Annotated in this window: 19 protein-coding genes; 11 read left to right on the top strand and 8 right to left on the bottom strand. The window is 67.0% G+C overall.

Annotated elements, in window-relative coordinates; genetic code table 11:
* Window positions 1–281 precede the first annotated feature (281 nt).
* Window positions 282–647 (top strand): SymE family type I addiction module toxin, encoded by a 366-nt coding sequence (locus tag IQ458_RS19530; protein ID WP_235996613.1) that lies wholly within the window; start codon window positions 282–284, stop codon window positions 645–647.
* A 109-nt stretch (window positions 648–756) separates the two neighbouring features.
* On the opposite strand, the gene IQ458_RS04140 is transcribed toward IQ458_RS19530, so the two are convergent.
* Window positions 757–1,707, bottom strand: a complete 951-nt coding sequence (locus IQ458_RS04140; protein WP_203322013.1) for an alpha/beta fold hydrolase — start codon at window positions 1,705–1,707, stop codon at window positions 757–759.
* A 128-nt stretch (window positions 1,708–1,835) separates the two neighbouring features.
* On the opposite strand from IQ458_RS04140, the gene IQ458_RS04135 reads away from it, so the two are divergent.
* The 7 genes from IQ458_RS04135 to IQ458_RS04105 all read left to right on the top strand — a co-directional run bounded on the left by IQ458_RS04135 (window position 1,836) and on the right by IQ458_RS04105 (window position 6,025).
* Window positions 1,836–2,663 carry an AraC family transcriptional regulator gene (locus tag IQ458_RS04135; protein ID WP_203322012.1) on the top strand — a complete coding sequence of 276 codons (828 nt, stop codon included), beginning with the start codon at window positions 1,836–1,838 and terminating at the stop codon, window positions 2,661–2,663.
* Between the two features lie 170 nt (window positions 2,664–2,833).
* Window positions 2,834–3,175: a hypothetical protein gene (locus IQ458_RS04130; RefSeq protein ID WP_203322011.1), complete on the top strand. Its 342-nt coding sequence runs from the start codon at window positions 2,834–2,836 to the stop codon at window positions 3,173–3,175.
* Window positions 3,176–3,193: 18 nt separating this feature from the next.
* Window positions 3,194–3,904: a hypothetical protein gene (locus tag IQ458_RS04125; RefSeq protein WP_203322010.1), complete on the top strand. Its 711-nt coding sequence runs from the start codon at window positions 3,194–3,196 to the stop codon at window positions 3,902–3,904.
* A 116-nt stretch (window positions 3,905–4,020) separates the two neighbouring features.
* On the top strand, window positions 4,021–4,497 hold the full coding sequence (locus IQ458_RS04120) for a VOC family protein (RefSeq protein ID WP_203322009.1): 477 nt from the start codon (window positions 4,021–4,023) through the stop codon (window positions 4,495–4,497).
* Window positions 4,498–4,516: 19 nt separating this feature from the next.
* The gene (locus IQ458_RS04115; protein ID WP_203322008.1) at window positions 4,517–4,906 is read left to right on the top strand and encodes a hypothetical protein; all 390 of its coding nucleotides are present in this window, start codon (window positions 4,517–4,519) and stop codon (window positions 4,904–4,906) included.
* Window positions 4,907–4,933: 27 nt separating this feature from the next.
* Window positions 4,934–5,482, top strand: a complete 549-nt coding sequence (locus IQ458_RS04110) for a YdeI/OmpD-associated family protein (RefSeq protein ID WP_203322007.1) — start codon at window positions 4,934–4,936, stop codon at window positions 5,480–5,482.
* Between the two features lie 255 nt (window positions 5,483–5,737).
* On the top strand, window positions 5,738–6,025 hold the full coding sequence (locus IQ458_RS04105) for a hypothetical protein (protein WP_203322006.1): 288 nt from the start codon (window positions 5,738–5,740) through the stop codon (window positions 6,023–6,025).
* 519 nt (window positions 6,026–6,544) lie between these two features.
* Here the strand turns inward: IQ458_RS04105 and IQ458_RS04100 are convergent.
* The 7 genes from IQ458_RS04100 to IQ458_RS04070 form a co-directional block, all read right to left on the bottom strand.
* Window positions 6,545–7,093: a thioredoxin family protein gene (locus IQ458_RS04100; RefSeq protein WP_203322005.1), complete on the bottom strand. Its 549-nt coding sequence runs from the start codon at window positions 7,091–7,093 to the stop codon at window positions 6,545–6,547.
* A 2-nt stretch (window positions 7,094–7,095) separates the two neighbouring features.
* Window positions 7,096–7,800, bottom strand: a complete 705-nt coding sequence (locus tag IQ458_RS04095) for a cytochrome c biogenesis CcdA family protein (protein WP_183639998.1) — start codon at window positions 7,798–7,800, stop codon at window positions 7,096–7,098.
* Window positions 7,801–7,931: 131 nt separating this feature from the next.
* Entirely contained in the window at window positions 7,932–8,348 is a 417-nt protein-coding gene (locus tag IQ458_RS04090) for an organic hydroperoxide resistance protein (RefSeq protein WP_203322004.1), read from the bottom strand.
* A gap of 59 nt (window positions 8,349–8,407) precedes the next feature.
* Window positions 8,408–8,920 (bottom strand): cytochrome P460 family protein, encoded by a 513-nt coding sequence (locus tag IQ458_RS04085; protein WP_203322003.1) that lies wholly within the window; start codon window positions 8,918–8,920, stop codon window positions 8,408–8,410.
* A complete protein-coding gene (locus IQ458_RS04080; protein ID WP_203322002.1) occupies window positions 8,917–9,972 on the bottom strand; it encodes an alpha/beta fold hydrolase in 1,056 nt (351 codons plus the stop codon). The genes IQ458_RS04085 and IQ458_RS04080 overlap by 4 nt, the downstream gene beginning before the upstream one ends.
* Window positions 9,973–9,999: 27 nt before the next feature.
* Window positions 10,000–11,328 carry an epoxide hydrolase family protein gene (locus IQ458_RS04075; RefSeq protein ID WP_203322001.1) on the bottom strand — a complete coding sequence of 443 codons (1,329 nt, stop codon included), beginning with the start codon at window positions 11,326–11,328 and terminating at the stop codon, window positions 10,000–10,002.
* A 50-nt stretch (window positions 11,329–11,378) separates the two neighbouring features.
* Window positions 11,379–12,119 (bottom strand): SDR family NAD(P)-dependent oxidoreductase, encoded by a 741-nt coding sequence (locus IQ458_RS04070; RefSeq protein ID WP_203322000.1) that lies wholly within the window; start codon window positions 12,117–12,119, stop codon window positions 11,379–11,381.
* Window positions 12,120–12,337: 218 nt separating this feature from the next.
* Between IQ458_RS04070 and IQ458_RS04065 the strand changes: the two genes are divergently transcribed.
* The 3 genes from IQ458_RS04065 (at window position 12,338) to IQ458_RS04055 (ending at window position 15,332) form a co-directional block, all read left to right on the top strand.
* Window positions 12,338–13,129 carry an alpha/beta fold hydrolase gene (locus IQ458_RS04065; RefSeq protein WP_183640010.1) on the top strand — a complete coding sequence of 264 codons (792 nt, stop codon included), beginning with the start codon at window positions 12,338–12,340 and terminating at the stop codon, window positions 13,127–13,129.
* 122 nt (window positions 13,130–13,251) lie between these two features.
* Entirely contained in the window at window positions 13,252–13,995 is a 744-nt protein-coding gene (locus IQ458_RS04060) for a response regulator (protein WP_203321999.1), read from the top strand.
* Window positions 13,992–15,332: a sensor histidine kinase gene (locus tag IQ458_RS04055; protein WP_203321998.1), complete on the top strand. Its 1,341-nt coding sequence runs from the start codon at window positions 13,992–13,994 to the stop codon at window positions 15,330–15,332. Before IQ458_RS04060 ends, IQ458_RS04055 begins: the two co-directional genes overlap by 4 nt.
* Window positions 15,333–15,385: the final 53 nt, after the last annotated feature.

Below are 15,385 nucleotides of genomic sequence, written 5' to 3'. Positions count from 1 at the left end.
TTTGACGCCACACCCTCTCCGTAGCACCATTCCCCTGCTGCCCTGAATCCGGCAGCCGGGTTTGACAGCCCGAATCACCGAGGCGCACCAGCGCCCATCGACCGATGACCGGCGCTTTTTTCATGCCGGTCTTCGGCGCATGGATGCATGCCTGTCATATGGCGGGCGGTGCGCGGAGACCGCAAGGTCTGCCGGTCCTCGGTCCGGTCTGTCAACCGCGTACCGTCCGTCGCCCTGATTGACAGCAGGACGATGGATTCCAGACAACCGAGGAATCCCACATGACCCATCGCAAGTCACCGGCGCGCAACACCGCGTCCAGATCCCCCACTCGCAAAACCCGCCGCGCCCGATGCGTCTGGACCATCGCGGAAGATCCGCCCGCCACGGAAGCCACGCCACCCGAACCGCTGCCGCCCGCAAAGCCTCCGCGCCCGCAACGCCGCCGCTTCCGCATTCCGCAACGCTGCACGATGGGTTTCCAGTACTACGACGAACGCCACGACGAGCAGGTCGTCAGCCGCCCCGTGCCCAAGCTGCGCCTGTCCGGCCGCTGGCTGGAGCAATGCGGCTTCGCGGTTGGTGATGATTTACAGGTGACGGTCGGGCGTGGCGTGTTGCTGGTGAGTCGGCGCACGCGCGGTTGACGATTGACGCCATGCCGGCGCGATCTCGTTGCTCGAATCCGGTATCGCCACCCACAAAAAAAAACAGGCCCGGACATGACATGTCCGGGCCTGTTGCCATGCGGCTGACTTACTTGCCCAGGAAGTCCAGCAGGTCCTGGTTGAGGCGATCCTTGTGGGTGTCCGCCAGGCCGTGCGGGGCGCCCTTGTAGACGATCAGCTGTGCGCCCTTGACCAGCGCGGCCGAGGCCTTGCCCGAGCTGTCGATGGGGACGATCTGGTCGTCATCGCCGTGGACCACCAGGGTGGGCACGTCGAACTTCTTCAGGTCGGCGCGGAAGTCGGTGGCGGAGAACGCGGCGATGGAGTCGTAGGTGTTCTTGTGGCCGGCCTGCAGGCCCTGGGCGACGAACGACTGGATCATCGCGGCGTTCGGCTTCTGGCCCGGACGGTTGAAGTTGAAGAAGGGGCCGGAGGCGATGTCGGTGTACAGCTGCGCGCGGTTGTCCAGCGAACCCTTGCGCAGGCCGTCGAACACTTCGATCGGCAGGCCGCCCGGGTTGTCGGCGGTCTTGAGCATCAGCGGCGGCACGGCGCTGACCAGCACGGCCTTCTTGACCCGCGCGGTGCCGTGGCGGCCGATGTAGCGGGCCACTTCGCCGCCGCCGGTGGAGAAGCCGACCAGGGTGACGTCCTTCAGGTCCAGCGCTTCGATGACCGCGGCCAGGTCGTCGGCGTAGTGGTCCATGTCGTTGCCGTCCCACGGCTGGCTTGAGCGGCCGTGGCCGCGGCGGTCGTGGGCAACCACGCGGTAGCCCTTGGCGGCCAGGAACAGCATTTGCGATTCCCAGCTGTCCGAGTTGAGCGGCCAGCCATGGCTGAAGGTGACGACCGGGCCGTCCTTCGGGCCCCAGTCCTTGTAGTACAGCTGCACGCCGTCGCGGGTGGTGACGTAGCTGCCGCTGACGGTGGCGCCCAGGGCGGTGGGCGTCTGCGGGGATTGGGCGGCCTGGGCGGTGGCGCCGGTCTGGGCGGCAAAGGCGATCAGGGCGACGGCGACGGAGCGGGTGAGCACGTTCATGGGTGGAATCCTTGGCTGAAGGGGTGGGTGGTCGGCGGTGAGGCCGTGCCGGTTGGCGAGGTGTACTTTGCGCGCCAAGGCGATACGATTGGCTACGTATCGTCCTTTAAACTTGACCGAGCGTCCTGATGTCCGACCGACTCGCCGCCCTGCTGGAGCGCTTTTCCGTCACCGCCCAGGTGTTCCAGGCCGGGGCCCTGTGTGGCGTCAACCTGCTGGAGGCCGAGGCGGGCCTGGGCCAGCTGCACCTGATCCGGCACGGCGCGGTGGAGGTTTTCCACGGCAATGCCTCGCACTGCGTGGAGGTGCCCAGCCTGCTGCTGTACCCGCGGCCGATGTCGCACCGCTTCGTCACCGATCCGGTGCGCGGCGCGGACATGACCTGCGCCAACGTGCGCTTCGACGGTGGCGCGAGCAATCCCATCGCGGCGTCGCTGCCGGAATTCATCTGCCTGCCGCTCGACGCGATTGATGGCGCCTCGCCGGTGCTGGATCTGCTGTTCGACGAGGCGTTCGCGCAGCGGTGCGGCCGCCATGCCTTGATCAACCGCCTGTTCGAGGCGCTGATGGTCCTCATCCTGCGCCAGCTGATGGAACGCGGCGAGGTGCGCGGCGGCATGCTGGCCGGCATGTCGCACCCGCGCCTGCGCCACGCCCTGGTGGCCATGCACGAATCACCGGCCCGGGAATGGACGCTGGACGATCTGGCCGCGACCGCCGGCATGTCGCGCAGCGTCTTCGCCGGCGCCTTCCGCGAAACGCTGGGCATCACGCCCGGCCAGTACCTGCAAGGCTGGCGGGTCAGCCTGGCCCAACAGGCCCTGCGCCAGGACCGTCCCCTGAAAGTCGTGGCCGCCGACGTCGGCTACGGCAGCGAAGCCGCGCTGTCGCGCGCGTTCAAGGCGCATGTGGGGCTGGCGCCGCGGGATTGGAAGCGTGCGCAGGCGTTGGGGTGAGGGGGTGGAGGTTGCGTGAAACGGATTGTCAGCCGCAACGGCTCCAGGCTGCGCCTGTCGGACTGCCTACGGTAGCCATGCGGCTTTGCCGTCGGAGATGGCCCACAGATGACCGTAGGGCGTGGCATGCTGCTGATCAGTCATTGGAAGGATGGCGGAAGGAGCGAAGCATGCGGTCTGCTCAAGGAGAACGCCGGGCCGGCCTATTGCCGCATGTGCTGGGTGCCTGCGTATTGGCCGGTCTGATATTGGCCTATGCGGGTCTGTGCTGGGTGGCGCTGCATAGACCGGACTGGTTGCCGGGCGGCTCAATCTTCAATGCGTCGCTCGTTGGTCCCCCGCATCTGCTGGTATGGGGAGGAACCCGCACGCTGTTCTGGATGACCACGCTTGCACTCGCGGCTGCGCTCGCACTGGGCGCGTTCTTCCGTGTGCTGGTGTTGCCCGCCGCCGTTCTGTTCCTTCTGATTTGGCTCGGGGCCGGGTTCTTCTCCGTAGCGTTGTCGGTGTAGACAAACGGCAAGTAGGCAATGGACGAGAAAATCATCAAAAAAAGGGAGATTCTCAATGGATTACTTCAGGGCGCTCTCGCCCAGATTTCATCTGTTGATGGACATTCTGAGGTCTCCGAGTACCTGTCGCACAATGAGTTTGAAGTAGCATTGAATGCATTGGAGCGCCACGGCTCCAACGCATCCGTCAACATGGAGTACTGGCGGAATCTCAAGAAGGCGGCTGAACTGATGGAGCTCAGCGTGCATTACCCCGTACTGTTGATTGGCCGAATCGTGCACAGGATCTGGGTGTTCCGGGCGAGTGGCGTTCATTCCGCCTGGGTGGATGACCTGACTTTGCCGATCGTTGCCTATGCCGCGTTTCTGGAGTTCAGTGATGGTGAACTGGTTCGGATCAACCCGAGCGAATTCAACATGTGGCCAGATCGCTATTCCGGACTGAATCTTGAGGTGGAGAGCAGTTCGCCTTCAGCACTGCGCCTTTCCTATTCGAAAGATCAGTGCATCGATGCCGTGCCATTGGAGGAAGTACTGCCATTCTTGCCTTTTTCGATCCTGCGGATTGATGAATCGGATCCCGTGGGAGATGGCCTTGTCAGCCAATATGCGCTGACCACCAGCAACGGGCAGCGGATAGTCTTTCGCCACATCATGCCGCCGACCACGCTGGGAATAGAAGTAACGCAGGAGCATTCAATCGTAGCGTCAGAGAATGAGTTCGCATAGGCAGAAGCGCCGAATGCCGCTTGTGCTCGCCCTCGCCGGAGGCCAGCCGGTATTCACTTGAACCAAATGTCACCGCAGTACGCTCCCCATCCCGAACCCGACTCACGAGGCCCGCCATGATCCCGCGCATCCAGCCCTGCCTGTGTTTCGATGGCAACGCCGAAGAAGCCGCCCAGTTCTACGCGGACACCTTCGCCGATAGCCGCATCGACAAGGTCAACCGCGCGCCCGGCGACTATCCCGACGGCAAGCAGGGCGGCGTGCTGACCATCGAGATGACGATTCTCGGCAAGCCCTTCCTGCTGTTGAACGGAGGCGCCTCGTTTACCTTCAGCGATGCGATGAGCTTTCAGGTGTCGACGGAGGATCAGGCGGAAACCGATCGCTACTGGAAGGCCATCACCGAGGGCGGCGGCCAGGAGATCATGTGCGGCTGGTGCAAGGACCGTTTCGGCCTGTGCTGGCAGATCACCCCCCGGCGCCTGATCGAGCTGGTCAGTGGTGGCGGCGAACAGGCCGAGCGCGCGTTCAAGGCGATGATGGAGATGAAGAAGATCGACATCGCGGCGCTGGAGAAGGCGGTGGCGAGCTAAATACTGATGGAATGATCCGATGGACTTTTCCTCGTTACCTCTGAAGCTTATCTCCGTCCAGCCCTCGGGAGCTGGCACGGTTCACAACGTCCATATCACCGGTGAGTCAATGCGAAGTGCGCTTAGGCAGGTGATCAGGGCCTTGCCTGTTGATGCTCTCATTTATGTGCCCGTTCCGGACGACAACGACTCCACATTGGATGTCCGCCGAACCGAGGCGGAGCTGTTGGTCCGGCGAGGTCGTCACGCACCTCAAAAGGGATGGCGACACGCCAGCGAGGACGAAGCAGTGGAATGGATTTTCGATGGGGCGTCCCGTTTTTTGGGTGCGCAGACCGGGCTGTGGATCTCGATTCCAGATAGTCCTGTTCCTTCGAAAGGAGTGGGCCAGGCCAATGAAGGCGAATGACCCCTGCCGATGCTATCGTTCGCCTCCATGAGCACAGCCACCAACACCGTCAAATTCAAGGCGAAGCTGTCCCGGCCGGCGGAGCCGAAAGGCGCGGCCTGGACTTTCCTGGTCCTGCCGGCCGAGGCCAGTGCGAAGCTGCCCACGCGCAGCCAGGTGACCGTGGACGGCAGGCTCGACGGGCATGCCTTCCAGGCGACGCTGGAGCCGGATGGGCAGGGCAGCCACTGGCTCAAGGTGGAAAAGAAACTGCGCGAGGCCGCCGGCGTGTCGGTGGGCGACACCGTGGCGCTGGAAATGGCGCCGGTGGCGGTGGAACCCGAACCCAAGGTCCCGCCCGATATCCGCAAGGCGCTGGCCGAACACCCGGCCGCCAAGGCGCAGTGGGCCACCCTCACCCCGGTCGCGCGCCGCGACTGGATCCAGTGGATGACTTCCGGCAAGAAAGCCGAAACCCGGGTGAAGCGCATTGCTACCGCGTGTGATCAGCTGGAGTCCGGCAAGCGCCGGGCCTGCTGTTTTGATCGGTCGGGGATTTACAGCAATGCGTTCTGTGCGCCGGAGGCGGCGGAGTAGGGTTGACGTGAAGGCTCGCCACAAACCCCGATGCACACGAAGCAATGCAGAAAAAAACGAGGTAGGAGCGGCCTCCGGCCGCGATCTTTTTGCGCGATCGCCACGACCCTCACCGTCGCAATCATCGGAACCGGACATCGCGCGGGAGAGCTCGCGGCCGGAGGCCGCTCCTACCTGGGGTGGATATTCGCCCGTGAGGGCCTCGAGGGCATCAGCGCATTCCAGACATGCGGCAAGGCTGCATAGGAGAGCACCTTGGCAAGCTGGTCAGTGATTGCTTACAGGGACTTCTGGGACGTGCCGCGCATGGTAGTTGCGAGGCGTGGCGAGGAAACTTTTTTCTTTTACTCCCGCTTCGATGAAGAACTGGATGACTTCATCGGCCACTACGAGGTCTGGCGGATGCCATCGTTGGCAGAGGAAGACCTTCAGGGTTCATGGGAAGGGCTGGAATTGCGGGCGCTGGAACGGATGCCGGATATCGGTCTACGGGAGCTGCCATTCCCGTTTGTTCAACGGGGTTCCGGTAGAGGGGATGGCTGATGGTTCGCAGAGATACCAAGGAGAGCGCATGAGCTGGATATGGGGCGCCCTCATCGGGGTTTGGTTGATACTCAACTTCGTTGCCTCCGCCAGGGTTGTTGGCGACGCCGACATGCCGCGTTCGCGCCGTGTGGCCCAGCTTGCGCTGGTGTGGCTGGTACCCGTATTGGGGGCGGTCGTCTGTCTTGCCTTCAGGGCCACGGTTACGCTCGGCGACAAGCCATTCATGGATCGGACCGCGTTCGCGAACAATGCGGATGCGACTGGCGGGGACGCGCCTGGAGCTTCGGGGAGCGGCTTTGACGGATGTGCCGGGGGCGGTGGTGATGGGGGATGTTCGGACTAGTCTGGTGTGCGCGTCGGTGTTGTTTGTGGATGTGGCTTTCCGATGTGTCAGCGTTTGGATGTTTGGCTTTTGATGGCGATCCGGGCTGGCGTGGTTTCCGGTCGCGACTTACGTCGCTCCTACAAGGGATGGAAGGGGGCGGTACCCGGGTGGCCGGGTACCGGTGAGGCGGGTTATTTGCGGGTGGCCAGGAGGCTGCGGATTTTGGCTTCGGTGGTGTCGTAGTCGCCTTCGCCGAAGTGCTGGTAGACGACGCGGCCGTTGGCGTCGATGAGGTACAGCGCGGGCCAGTACTGGTTGCCGTAGGCGTTCCAGGTTTCGTAGTTGTTGTCCTGCGCCACCGGGTAGGTGATGCCGAAGCGTTTCACCGCCGCCTGCAGGTTGGACAGTTTCTTTTCGTAGCCGTATTCGGGCGTGTGCACGCCGACCACCACCAGGCCCTGGTCGCGGTACTTGGCATGCCAGTCCTTGATGTGCGGCATAACCCGCACGCAGTTGATGCACGAGTAGGTCCAGAACTCGACCAGCACCACCTTGCCGCGCAGGGCGGCCAGGGTCTGCGGCGGGCCGTTGAGCCATTGGTCGATGCCGCGGAATTCCGGTGCGACCGGCGCGGGCGAACTGGCGGTGGGGGACACCGGATCGGCCTGCACGCTGGGGGAACAGGAAGCGGCGAACAGGCAGGCGGCGAGCAGGGTGGAGAGGGAAGCGATCTTGTTCATGGTCAGAGTCCTTGCGAGACGGGGGGAAGCCACTGGGTGGCCCAGGCCGAGACGAACACGTCGTACTGGGTCAGTTGCAGCACGGCGACACCGACGGCCAGCGCGCCGAAACCCTGGCGCAATCGACCGGCATGGCGTTTGAGGAACGGCAACCGGTCGTTGATCCAGTGGCCGCCGTAAGCGATGAGCAGCATCGGAACGCCGGCGCCGGCCGCGTACAGGCCGAGCAGCGCGCTGGCCTTGCCCGGTGCCTGCGAGGTCGCCGCGAGCGACAGCACCGAGGCGAGTACCGGTCCGGCGCAGGGCGTCCACGCCAGGCCGAGTGACGCACCCACCAGCAGCGCGCCGGGACGGCCGCCGATGCGCGGACCCTGCCAGCCCGCCGGCACGAGTTGCTGGCGCCATTGTTGGAACAGCATCACCAGCCGATCGAACGGCGCGGGCCAGAAGCAGGCCAGGCCGGCCAGCAGCAACACGCTGATGGAGACGGTGCGGATGACGCCTTGCAGTTCGCCGGAAGAGGCGGACAGCGCGCCGAGCAGGATGCCGCCGGCGGCGAAGGTGCCGACGAAGCCGGCGATCACCCACAGCGGGCCGGCGCGATCGCCGCCGGTGCTGGTGGCCAGCACGATCGGCAGCACCGGCAGGATGCAGGGAGACAGGATGGTGGCCATGCCGGCGGCGATGGCCAGTGCGTATTCGATCATGGGAAGAGACTCGCGTGCGGGATGGAGGCCATTGCAACGCGCGCATGTCGCGGGGGTGTGTGCGGCGCCCGGCGGTTTTGTATCCGGACGTGTCCGGGACCGGGCGCCGCGTGTTTCGTTACCGAACGGGATCAGACGATCCGGATCTGCACGTCGATATTGCCGCGCGTGGCCTTGGAGTACGGGCAGGTGCGGTGCGCTTCATCGACCACCGCCTGCGCCTGCGCGGGATCCACGCCAGGCAGCGAGATATTGAGACGTGCCTGCAACTGGTAGCCGTCGCCGACCTTGCCCAGATCCACCTCGGCGTCGATGGCCAGATCCGCCGGCAGGGCGATGCGCTGGGCGCGCGCGGCGATCTTCATCGCGCCTTCGAAGCAGGCCGACCAGCCGGCGGCGAACAGCTGTTCGGGATTGGTGCCGGGTCGGCCGCTGCCGGGCGGTGACAGTGCGGTGTCGAGCTGGCCGTCGTCGCTGCGGGCATGGCCTTCGCGGCCGCCGGTGACGCGGGTCTTTCCGGTGTAGAGGACGGTGTCGAGTGCGTTCATGGGAATCTCCTGTGATGGGTGGGTGTTGTGGGTTGGAGCGGGAGAGGAACGCCGTGGACTCACGGCGCGTAGCGGGTGAACACGTAGTCGCGATCGCTCACGCGGGCGGCGTGGCAGGCATGGCAGGTGCGATGCTGGGCTTCATCGACCGGACGCCCGTCGATGAAGCGCCCATAGCCCCAGCCGCCGGTGGACGCGTAGCGCTTGGAATCCTTGACCATCACCTGCACGGTGGTGGCGGCGCCGGGAGTGGAGGCCGGTTCGAAATCCGGCGATTGCTCATGTTTCCAGGCCCGCTTGACCAGCACGCTGCCGTCGGGGAAGGGGCGGATGTTGTCGCGGTAGGCGCGCATGGCGATCGGGTTGCCGACGATCACGCGCAGTTCGTCCAGCGGCGCGGCTTCCTGCGCGGGCGCCACCAGCGGCCAGTCGCGGTAGCCGTCCGGCAGTTGCACGCCATAGATCGGCGCGGCGGGCGAGCGGCTGCCGTCGCGTGCTTCCACGATACCGATCAGGCCGAGCGTCAGCGCGGCGGCGCCGAACACGCCGGCGGCAATCAACAAGCGTCTCATCGCGCACCTCCCTTCGCGTGGGCCAGGTGGGTGGCGTCGATGACCGCCTGCACGAAGGCCTCCGGCGCTTCCTGCGGCGGGTTGTGGCCGATGCCGCCTTCGAAGGTGCGGTGCTCGTACTTGCCGGTGAATTTGCCGGCGTAGGCCTGCGGCTGCGGGTGCGGCGCGCCGTTGGCGTCGCCTTCGATGGTGATGGTCGGCACGGTGATCGCCGGGGCCTGCGCCAGCTGCTGCTCCAGTGCCGCGTACTTCGGTTCGCCCTCGGCCAGGCCCAGCCGCCAGCGGTAGTTGTGCACGACGATGGCGACGTGATCCGGATTGTCCAGCGCGGCGGCGCTGCGCGCGAAGGTGGCGTCGTCGAACTTCCAGCGCGGCGAGGCCAGCTGCCAGATCTGGCGGGCGAAGTCGTGCGTGTACTGGGTGTAGCCGGCGCGGCCGCGATCGGTGGCGAAGTAGTACTGGTACCACCATTGCAGCTCGGCCTGCGGCGGCAGCGGCTTGCGGCCGGCCTCCTGGCTGCTGATCAGATAGCCGCTGACCGCGACCAGCGCGTTGACCCGCTCCGGCCACAGCGCGGCGACGATGTCGGCCGAGCGCGCGCCCCAGTCGTAGCCGGCCAGGGTGGCGCGCGGAATCTTCAGCGCGTCCATCAGCGCGATGACGTCGGAGGCCAGCGCCGCCGGCTCGCCGTTGCGGGGCGTGTCGGCGGAACGGAAGCGGGTGCTGCCGTAGCCGCGCAGGTGCGGAACGATCACCCGGTAGCCGCGTGCGGCGAGTTGGGGCGCGACCTGGGCATAGCTGTTGATATCGTAGGGCCAGCCGTGCAGCAGGATCACCACCTCGCCCTTGGCCGGCCCCAGATCGGCGTAGCCGATGCTGAGATCACCGGCGTCGATCTGCTTGTCGGCGATCAGCGCGGGCGTGGCGGTGCTGGCCTGTGCTTCGACCGGCGTGGCGGCGGCGTTGCCGGAAGCGAGCAACGCGGCCAGCAGCCAGGACACCAGGGGCAGGCGGCGGAGGGAGGAAGTCGGAGCGATGGAAACGGTGTTCATGGCGATGCCTCGATGCGAAGGGAGGGGTTAGAGGGTCTTGCGCAGCGGCCGGAACGCGGCGCGCAGTTCGGCACTGAACAGCTGCGGCTGTTCCCAGGCAGCGAAGTGCCCGCCCTTGTCGAGCGAGTTGAAGTAGTACAGCGAGGGATAGGCGCGCTCGGTCCAGCTGCGCGGCGCGCGGTAGATCTCGCCGGGGAACACCGAGACCGCCACCGGCACGGTGATGCGATCGGTCTTCTGCGCGGTGGCGCTGAAGTTGTTGTTGTTGTTTTCCCAGTAGAAGCGCCCGGCCGAGGTCGCGGTGCCGGTGAGCCAGTACAGGCTGATGTCGTCGAGGATGGCGTCGCGGCCGAGCACGCGTTCGGGCTGGCCGTCGCTGTCGGTCCACTGCGCGATCTTGTCGTACATCCACGCGGCCAGGCCGACCGGCGAATCGTTCAGCGCATAGCCGATCGTCTGCGGCCGGGTGACCATCATCGCGCCGTAGGCGGCGTTGCGGCCGAAGAACGCGCTCAAGGCCTGGAATGCCTCGCGCTCGTCGGCGGCCAGTCCGGCCGGCGGCGCGGCGCCGGCGTTGATCGCCGCCATCAGATCGCCGGGCACGGTGGCCGGCATGGTCAGGTGGATGCCGCGCAAGCCCGGCGGCGGCTGCCGGCCCATCGCATCGGAGATCACCGAACCGTGATCGCCGCCCTGCGAAACATAATGGTGGTAGCCGAGGCGGCGCATCAGCTCGTCCCACGCGCGGCCGACCCGCTCCGGCCCCCAGCCGGTGGTGTCCGGACGCGAGGAGAAGCCGTAGCCGGGAATCGACGGGATGACCACGTCGAAGGCGTCTTCGGCGCGTCCGCCGTGCGCGGTGGGGTTGGTGAGCGGATCGATGGCGCCGAGGAATTCGAGGAAGGAGCCCGGCCAGCCGTGGGTCAGGATCACCGGCAGCGCATCGGCATGGCGCGAGCGCACATGGATGAAGTGGATATCCACGCCGTCGATGCGGGTGATGAACTGCGGCAGGCGGTTGATGCGCGTTTCCAGCCGCCGCCAGTCGTAGTCGCCGCCCCAGTAATCGACCAGCGTGCGCAGCGTCGCCAGCGGCAGGCCCTGCGAGGTATCGGCGACGGTTTCGCGATCCGGCCAGCGGGTGGCACGCACGCGCCGGCGCAGATCGGCCAGGTCCTGTTCGGATACCTGCGCCCGGAATGGGCGGATGCGGTCATCGCCCAGCGACGTGGCGGCGCGCACGGCGGCCGAGGGCAGCAGGGCAAGCAGTCCCGCGCCAGCCGCGGCGGCGGCGGCCGAGCCGAGCAGGCGGCGGCGTTCGAGATCGACGGGGAAGCGGGCATCGGACAGCGACATGGGAATCTCCTGAGGGGGAAGGGCGTGCGGATACGGGGAAATCGGCGGGACTAGATCGAGAAGCCGCCGTCGAGGGTCAGGCTGGCGCCGGTCATGTAGCCGGCCTCGTCGCCGGCCAGATAGGCGGCGAGCGCGGCGACTTCGTCGGGGTGGCCGATCCGCTTGAGCGGATTGCGATCGGCCAGCACGTCGACGATCCCGGTGGTGATGTCGGTGTCGATCGGACCGGGCTGGATGTTGTTGATGGTGATCCGGCGCGGTCCCAGATCCAGCGCCAGTTCGCGCACCAATGTGGCCACCGCGGCCTTGCTCATCGCGTACACGCTGCTGCCGACCACACCGCCGCGCACGGCGGTGTTGCTGCCGATGGTGATGACGCGACCGCCGTCCACCATTTGTGCCGCAGCGGCCTGGATGGCCAGGAACACGCCACGGATGTTGATCGCCAGCATCTGGTCCAGCATCTCCAGCGGAAACCGATCCAGCGGACTGCCGCGGTAGACGCCGGCATTGATCACCGCGACCTGCAGCGGGCCGAGGCGGGCGGTGGCATCGGCCACCGCCGCGGTGACCGCATGCGGGTCGGCGCTGTCGGCCTGTATCGCGATGGCCTGGCCACCGGCGGCCCGGATGTCGGCGACCACCTCGGCCGCCTTGTCGGCGCGCGAGGCATAGGTCAGCGCCACCGCATGGCCCTCGCGTGCCAGCCGGCGGGCGATCGCGGCGCCGATGCCGCGGGATCCGCCGAATACCAGCGCGGTCCTGTTCGAAGTCGAAAGGTCTTGGCTCATGTGCGTGTCCTCGTGGGGAGCCGGCGGAGGCCCCGTCGGCGATGGGGCCATTGCACGCCCCGGGCGTATCGGCGACGTGTCCCCGCAAGCCCGCATTTGTCAGCCAAGCCGGCGAAAACCGGCGGTCGATACATTCGGATACAAAGCGGCCGGCGGCCGACACCCGGCGGATACAGCGCGGCGGTGCAATGGCGCACCCCAACCCGAGGAGTGTTCCCATGCTGCGTTCGCTATCGCTTTCCCTGAGCCTGTCGCTGGCGGCCCTGTCCGCCGCCCTGCCCGCCACCGCCGCGCCGCGCGCGGATGCGCAGGCGCCCACCGTCATCCTCGTCCACGGCGCCTTCGCCGACGCCTCCAGCTGGGACAAGGTGGCCGAACGCCTGCGCCAGCGTGGCGTGCCGGTGGTCGCGGTGGACAATCCATTGAGTTCGCTGGGCGACGACGTGGCCGCCACCCGCAAGGCGATCGCCGCCGCGCCGGGCAAGGTGGTGCTGGTCGGCCATTCCTGGGGCGGCACGGTGATCACCGAAGCCGGCGACGATCCCAAGGTCTCCGGCCTGGTCTACGTGGCGGCGTTCGCACCGGATGCGGGCCAGACTTCCGCCCAGCAGGGCGAAGGTTTCCCGGTCGCTCCGGGCCTGCAACAGTTGCAGGAGCGCGACGGCTGGCTGTCGCTCTCGCCGGCCACGCTGGCCAGCGATTTCGCCCAGGACGTGGCGCCGGAAGAATTGCGCCAGGTCGAAGCGCACCAGTTGCCGCTCAAGGCCAGCGCGCTGGGCGAGGCGGTGACGACCGCCGCGTGGAAATCGCACCCGAGCTGGTACGTGCTCTCGCGCAACGACCGCATGCTGTCGCCGGAGTTGCAGGCCGCCACCGCGCAGCGCATCGGCGCCCATCTGCGTGCGACCGATGCCGGCCACGTGTCGCCGTTGTCGGCGCCGGACGCGGTGAGCGAGGCCATCCTCGAAGCCAGCGGCCTGCCGTCCGCGCAAGCCACCGGCGGCCACTGAACCGCATCGCATTGCCCGCCGTGTGCCCGCTTTGAAGGAACGGGCACACGGTCAGGCGCTAACATTCGACATCCACATAGAACCACCGGCCCCCGCGGCCGGATTTCCGGAGCAGAAGACGCATGTCATCCCACACCGATCATGTCCTGGTGGTCGACGACGACCGCGAGATCCGCCAGATGGTGGGGGACTACCTGCGCCGCAACGGCCTGCGGGTCAGCCTGGCCGCCGACGGGCGCGAGATGCGCGCCACCCTGGACACCAGCGACATCGACCTGATCGTGCTGGACGTGATGATGCCCGGCGAGGACGGCCTGTCGCTGTGCCGCAACCTGCGCGCCGGCAAGCACCGCACGGTGCCGGTGGTGCTGCTGACCGCGCGCGACGACGAGACCGACCGCATCATCGGGCTGGAGATGGGTGCTGACGACTACGTTACCAAGCCGTTCTCCTCGCGCGAGTTGCTGGCGCGCATCAACGCGGTGATCCGCCGCGCGCGGATGCTGCCGCCCAATCTCCAGGTCAGCGAGGCCAGCCGCCTGATCGGTTTCGGCCAGTGGCGACTGGACACCACCGCGCGCCACCTGCTCGACGTCGACGACACCGCCTACCCGCTCAGCGGTGCCGAGTTCCGGCTGCTGCGGGTCTTCATCGATCATCCGCAGCGCGTGCTCAGCCGCGACCAGCTGCTCAACCTCACCCAGGGCCGCGATGCGGAACTGTTCGATCGCTCCATCGATCTGCTGGTCAGTCGCCTGCGCCAACGCCTGGGCGACGGCGCGCGCGAGCAGACCTACATCAAGACCGTGCGCAACGAAGGCTACGTCTTCAGCCTGCCGGTCGTGCTGGTTGGCGAGGAATCATGAATACGCCCTCGCCATCACCCTTGCCATCGCGCGCCGGGCGCTGGCTGCCGCGCACGCTGGGCGCGCGGGTGCTGCTGATACTCGCCACCGGCCTGCTGCTGGCGCATGCGCTGTCCTTCGCCCTGCTGTTCTACGAGCGCGCCGCCGCGACGCGCTCGATGATGCTGACCAGCCTGGAGCAGGACATTCCGTTGAGCGTGGCGCTGCTGGAACGTCTGTCGCCGGCCGAACGCGCGCGCTGGGTGCCGCGGCTGGAGCGTCGCACCTACCGCTACCTGCTGCGCCCGGCGCAGCCCGGCGCGCCGCTGACCAACGATCGCGCGCGGCAGGTCACCGCCGCCATCGATGATGTGCTGATGCACCGCTATGCCCTGCGGCCGCGCGCGGTGTCGAGTTCGCCCGAGCGCTACGAGGTGGAACTGACCCTGGCGGACGGGCAGCCGCTGACCATCGAAGTCACCCCGTCGCTGATGCCGATCGCGCGCTGGTTGCCGTGGGTGCTTGTGGCGCAGGTGCTTCTGCTGCTGGGCTGCGCCTGGATCGCGGTGCGCCTGGCGACGCGTCCGCTGGCCCGCCTGGCCGCCGCCGCCGAGGGCATGGATCCCGCCGGACCGCCCGAACCGGTATCGCAGGAAGGTCCGGCGGAAGTGGCCAAGGCGGCTCGCGCGCTCAACGTCCTGCAATCGAGGGTCGCCGCGCACGTGTCCGAGCGCACCCAGATCCTGGCCGCCATCTCCCATGATCTGCAGACCCCGATCACGCGCATGCGGCTGCGTCTGGAAGCGATGGACGAAAGTCCGTCGCAGATCCGCCTGCTCGAGGACGTGGATCAGATCAGCCAGCTGGTGCGCGAAGGCGTCAACTACGCGCGCGGCGCCAATGTCGCCACCGGGCCCGCGGTGCGGCTGGATGTGGGCGCGTTCCTGGACAGCCTGGTGGGCGACTACCAGGACATGGGCAAGCCCGTGCAACGCCTGGAAGGCGACAGCGCGTCTTTGAAAACCCATCCGCAGGTGCTGCGCCGCGTGGTGCAGAACCTGATCGACAACGCGCTGGCGTATGCCGGCGGCGCGGAGACGCGACTGCGGTTGGATGACGCGGGGCGCGTATGCATCGACGTGCTCGATCGCGGCCCCGGCATTCCGGAGGACAAGCTCGACCTCGTGCTGGAACCCTTCCAGCGACTCGAACCCTCGCGCGGCCGCGCCACCGGCGGCACCGGCCTGGGCCTGGCCATCGCCCAGCAACTCGCGCGCGCGCTGGGCGGCCAGGTGCAACTCGGAAACCGGGAAGGGGGTGGTTTGCGGGCGACGGTGGTGCTGGGCGCGAATCCGTAGTGGCATGGATTCATCCTGCGCTCATCGGAAACGAAAGATGGCTTGATTTCCGA

The organism is Pseudoxanthomonas beigongshangi (genome assembly GCF_016820515.1).
GTDB classification, from domain to species: Bacteria; Pseudomonadota; Gammaproteobacteria; order Xanthomonadales; family Xanthomonadaceae; genus Pseudoxanthomonas_A; species Pseudoxanthomonas_A beigongshangi.
This window is presented reverse-complemented; position numbering and strand designations above follow the sequence as displayed.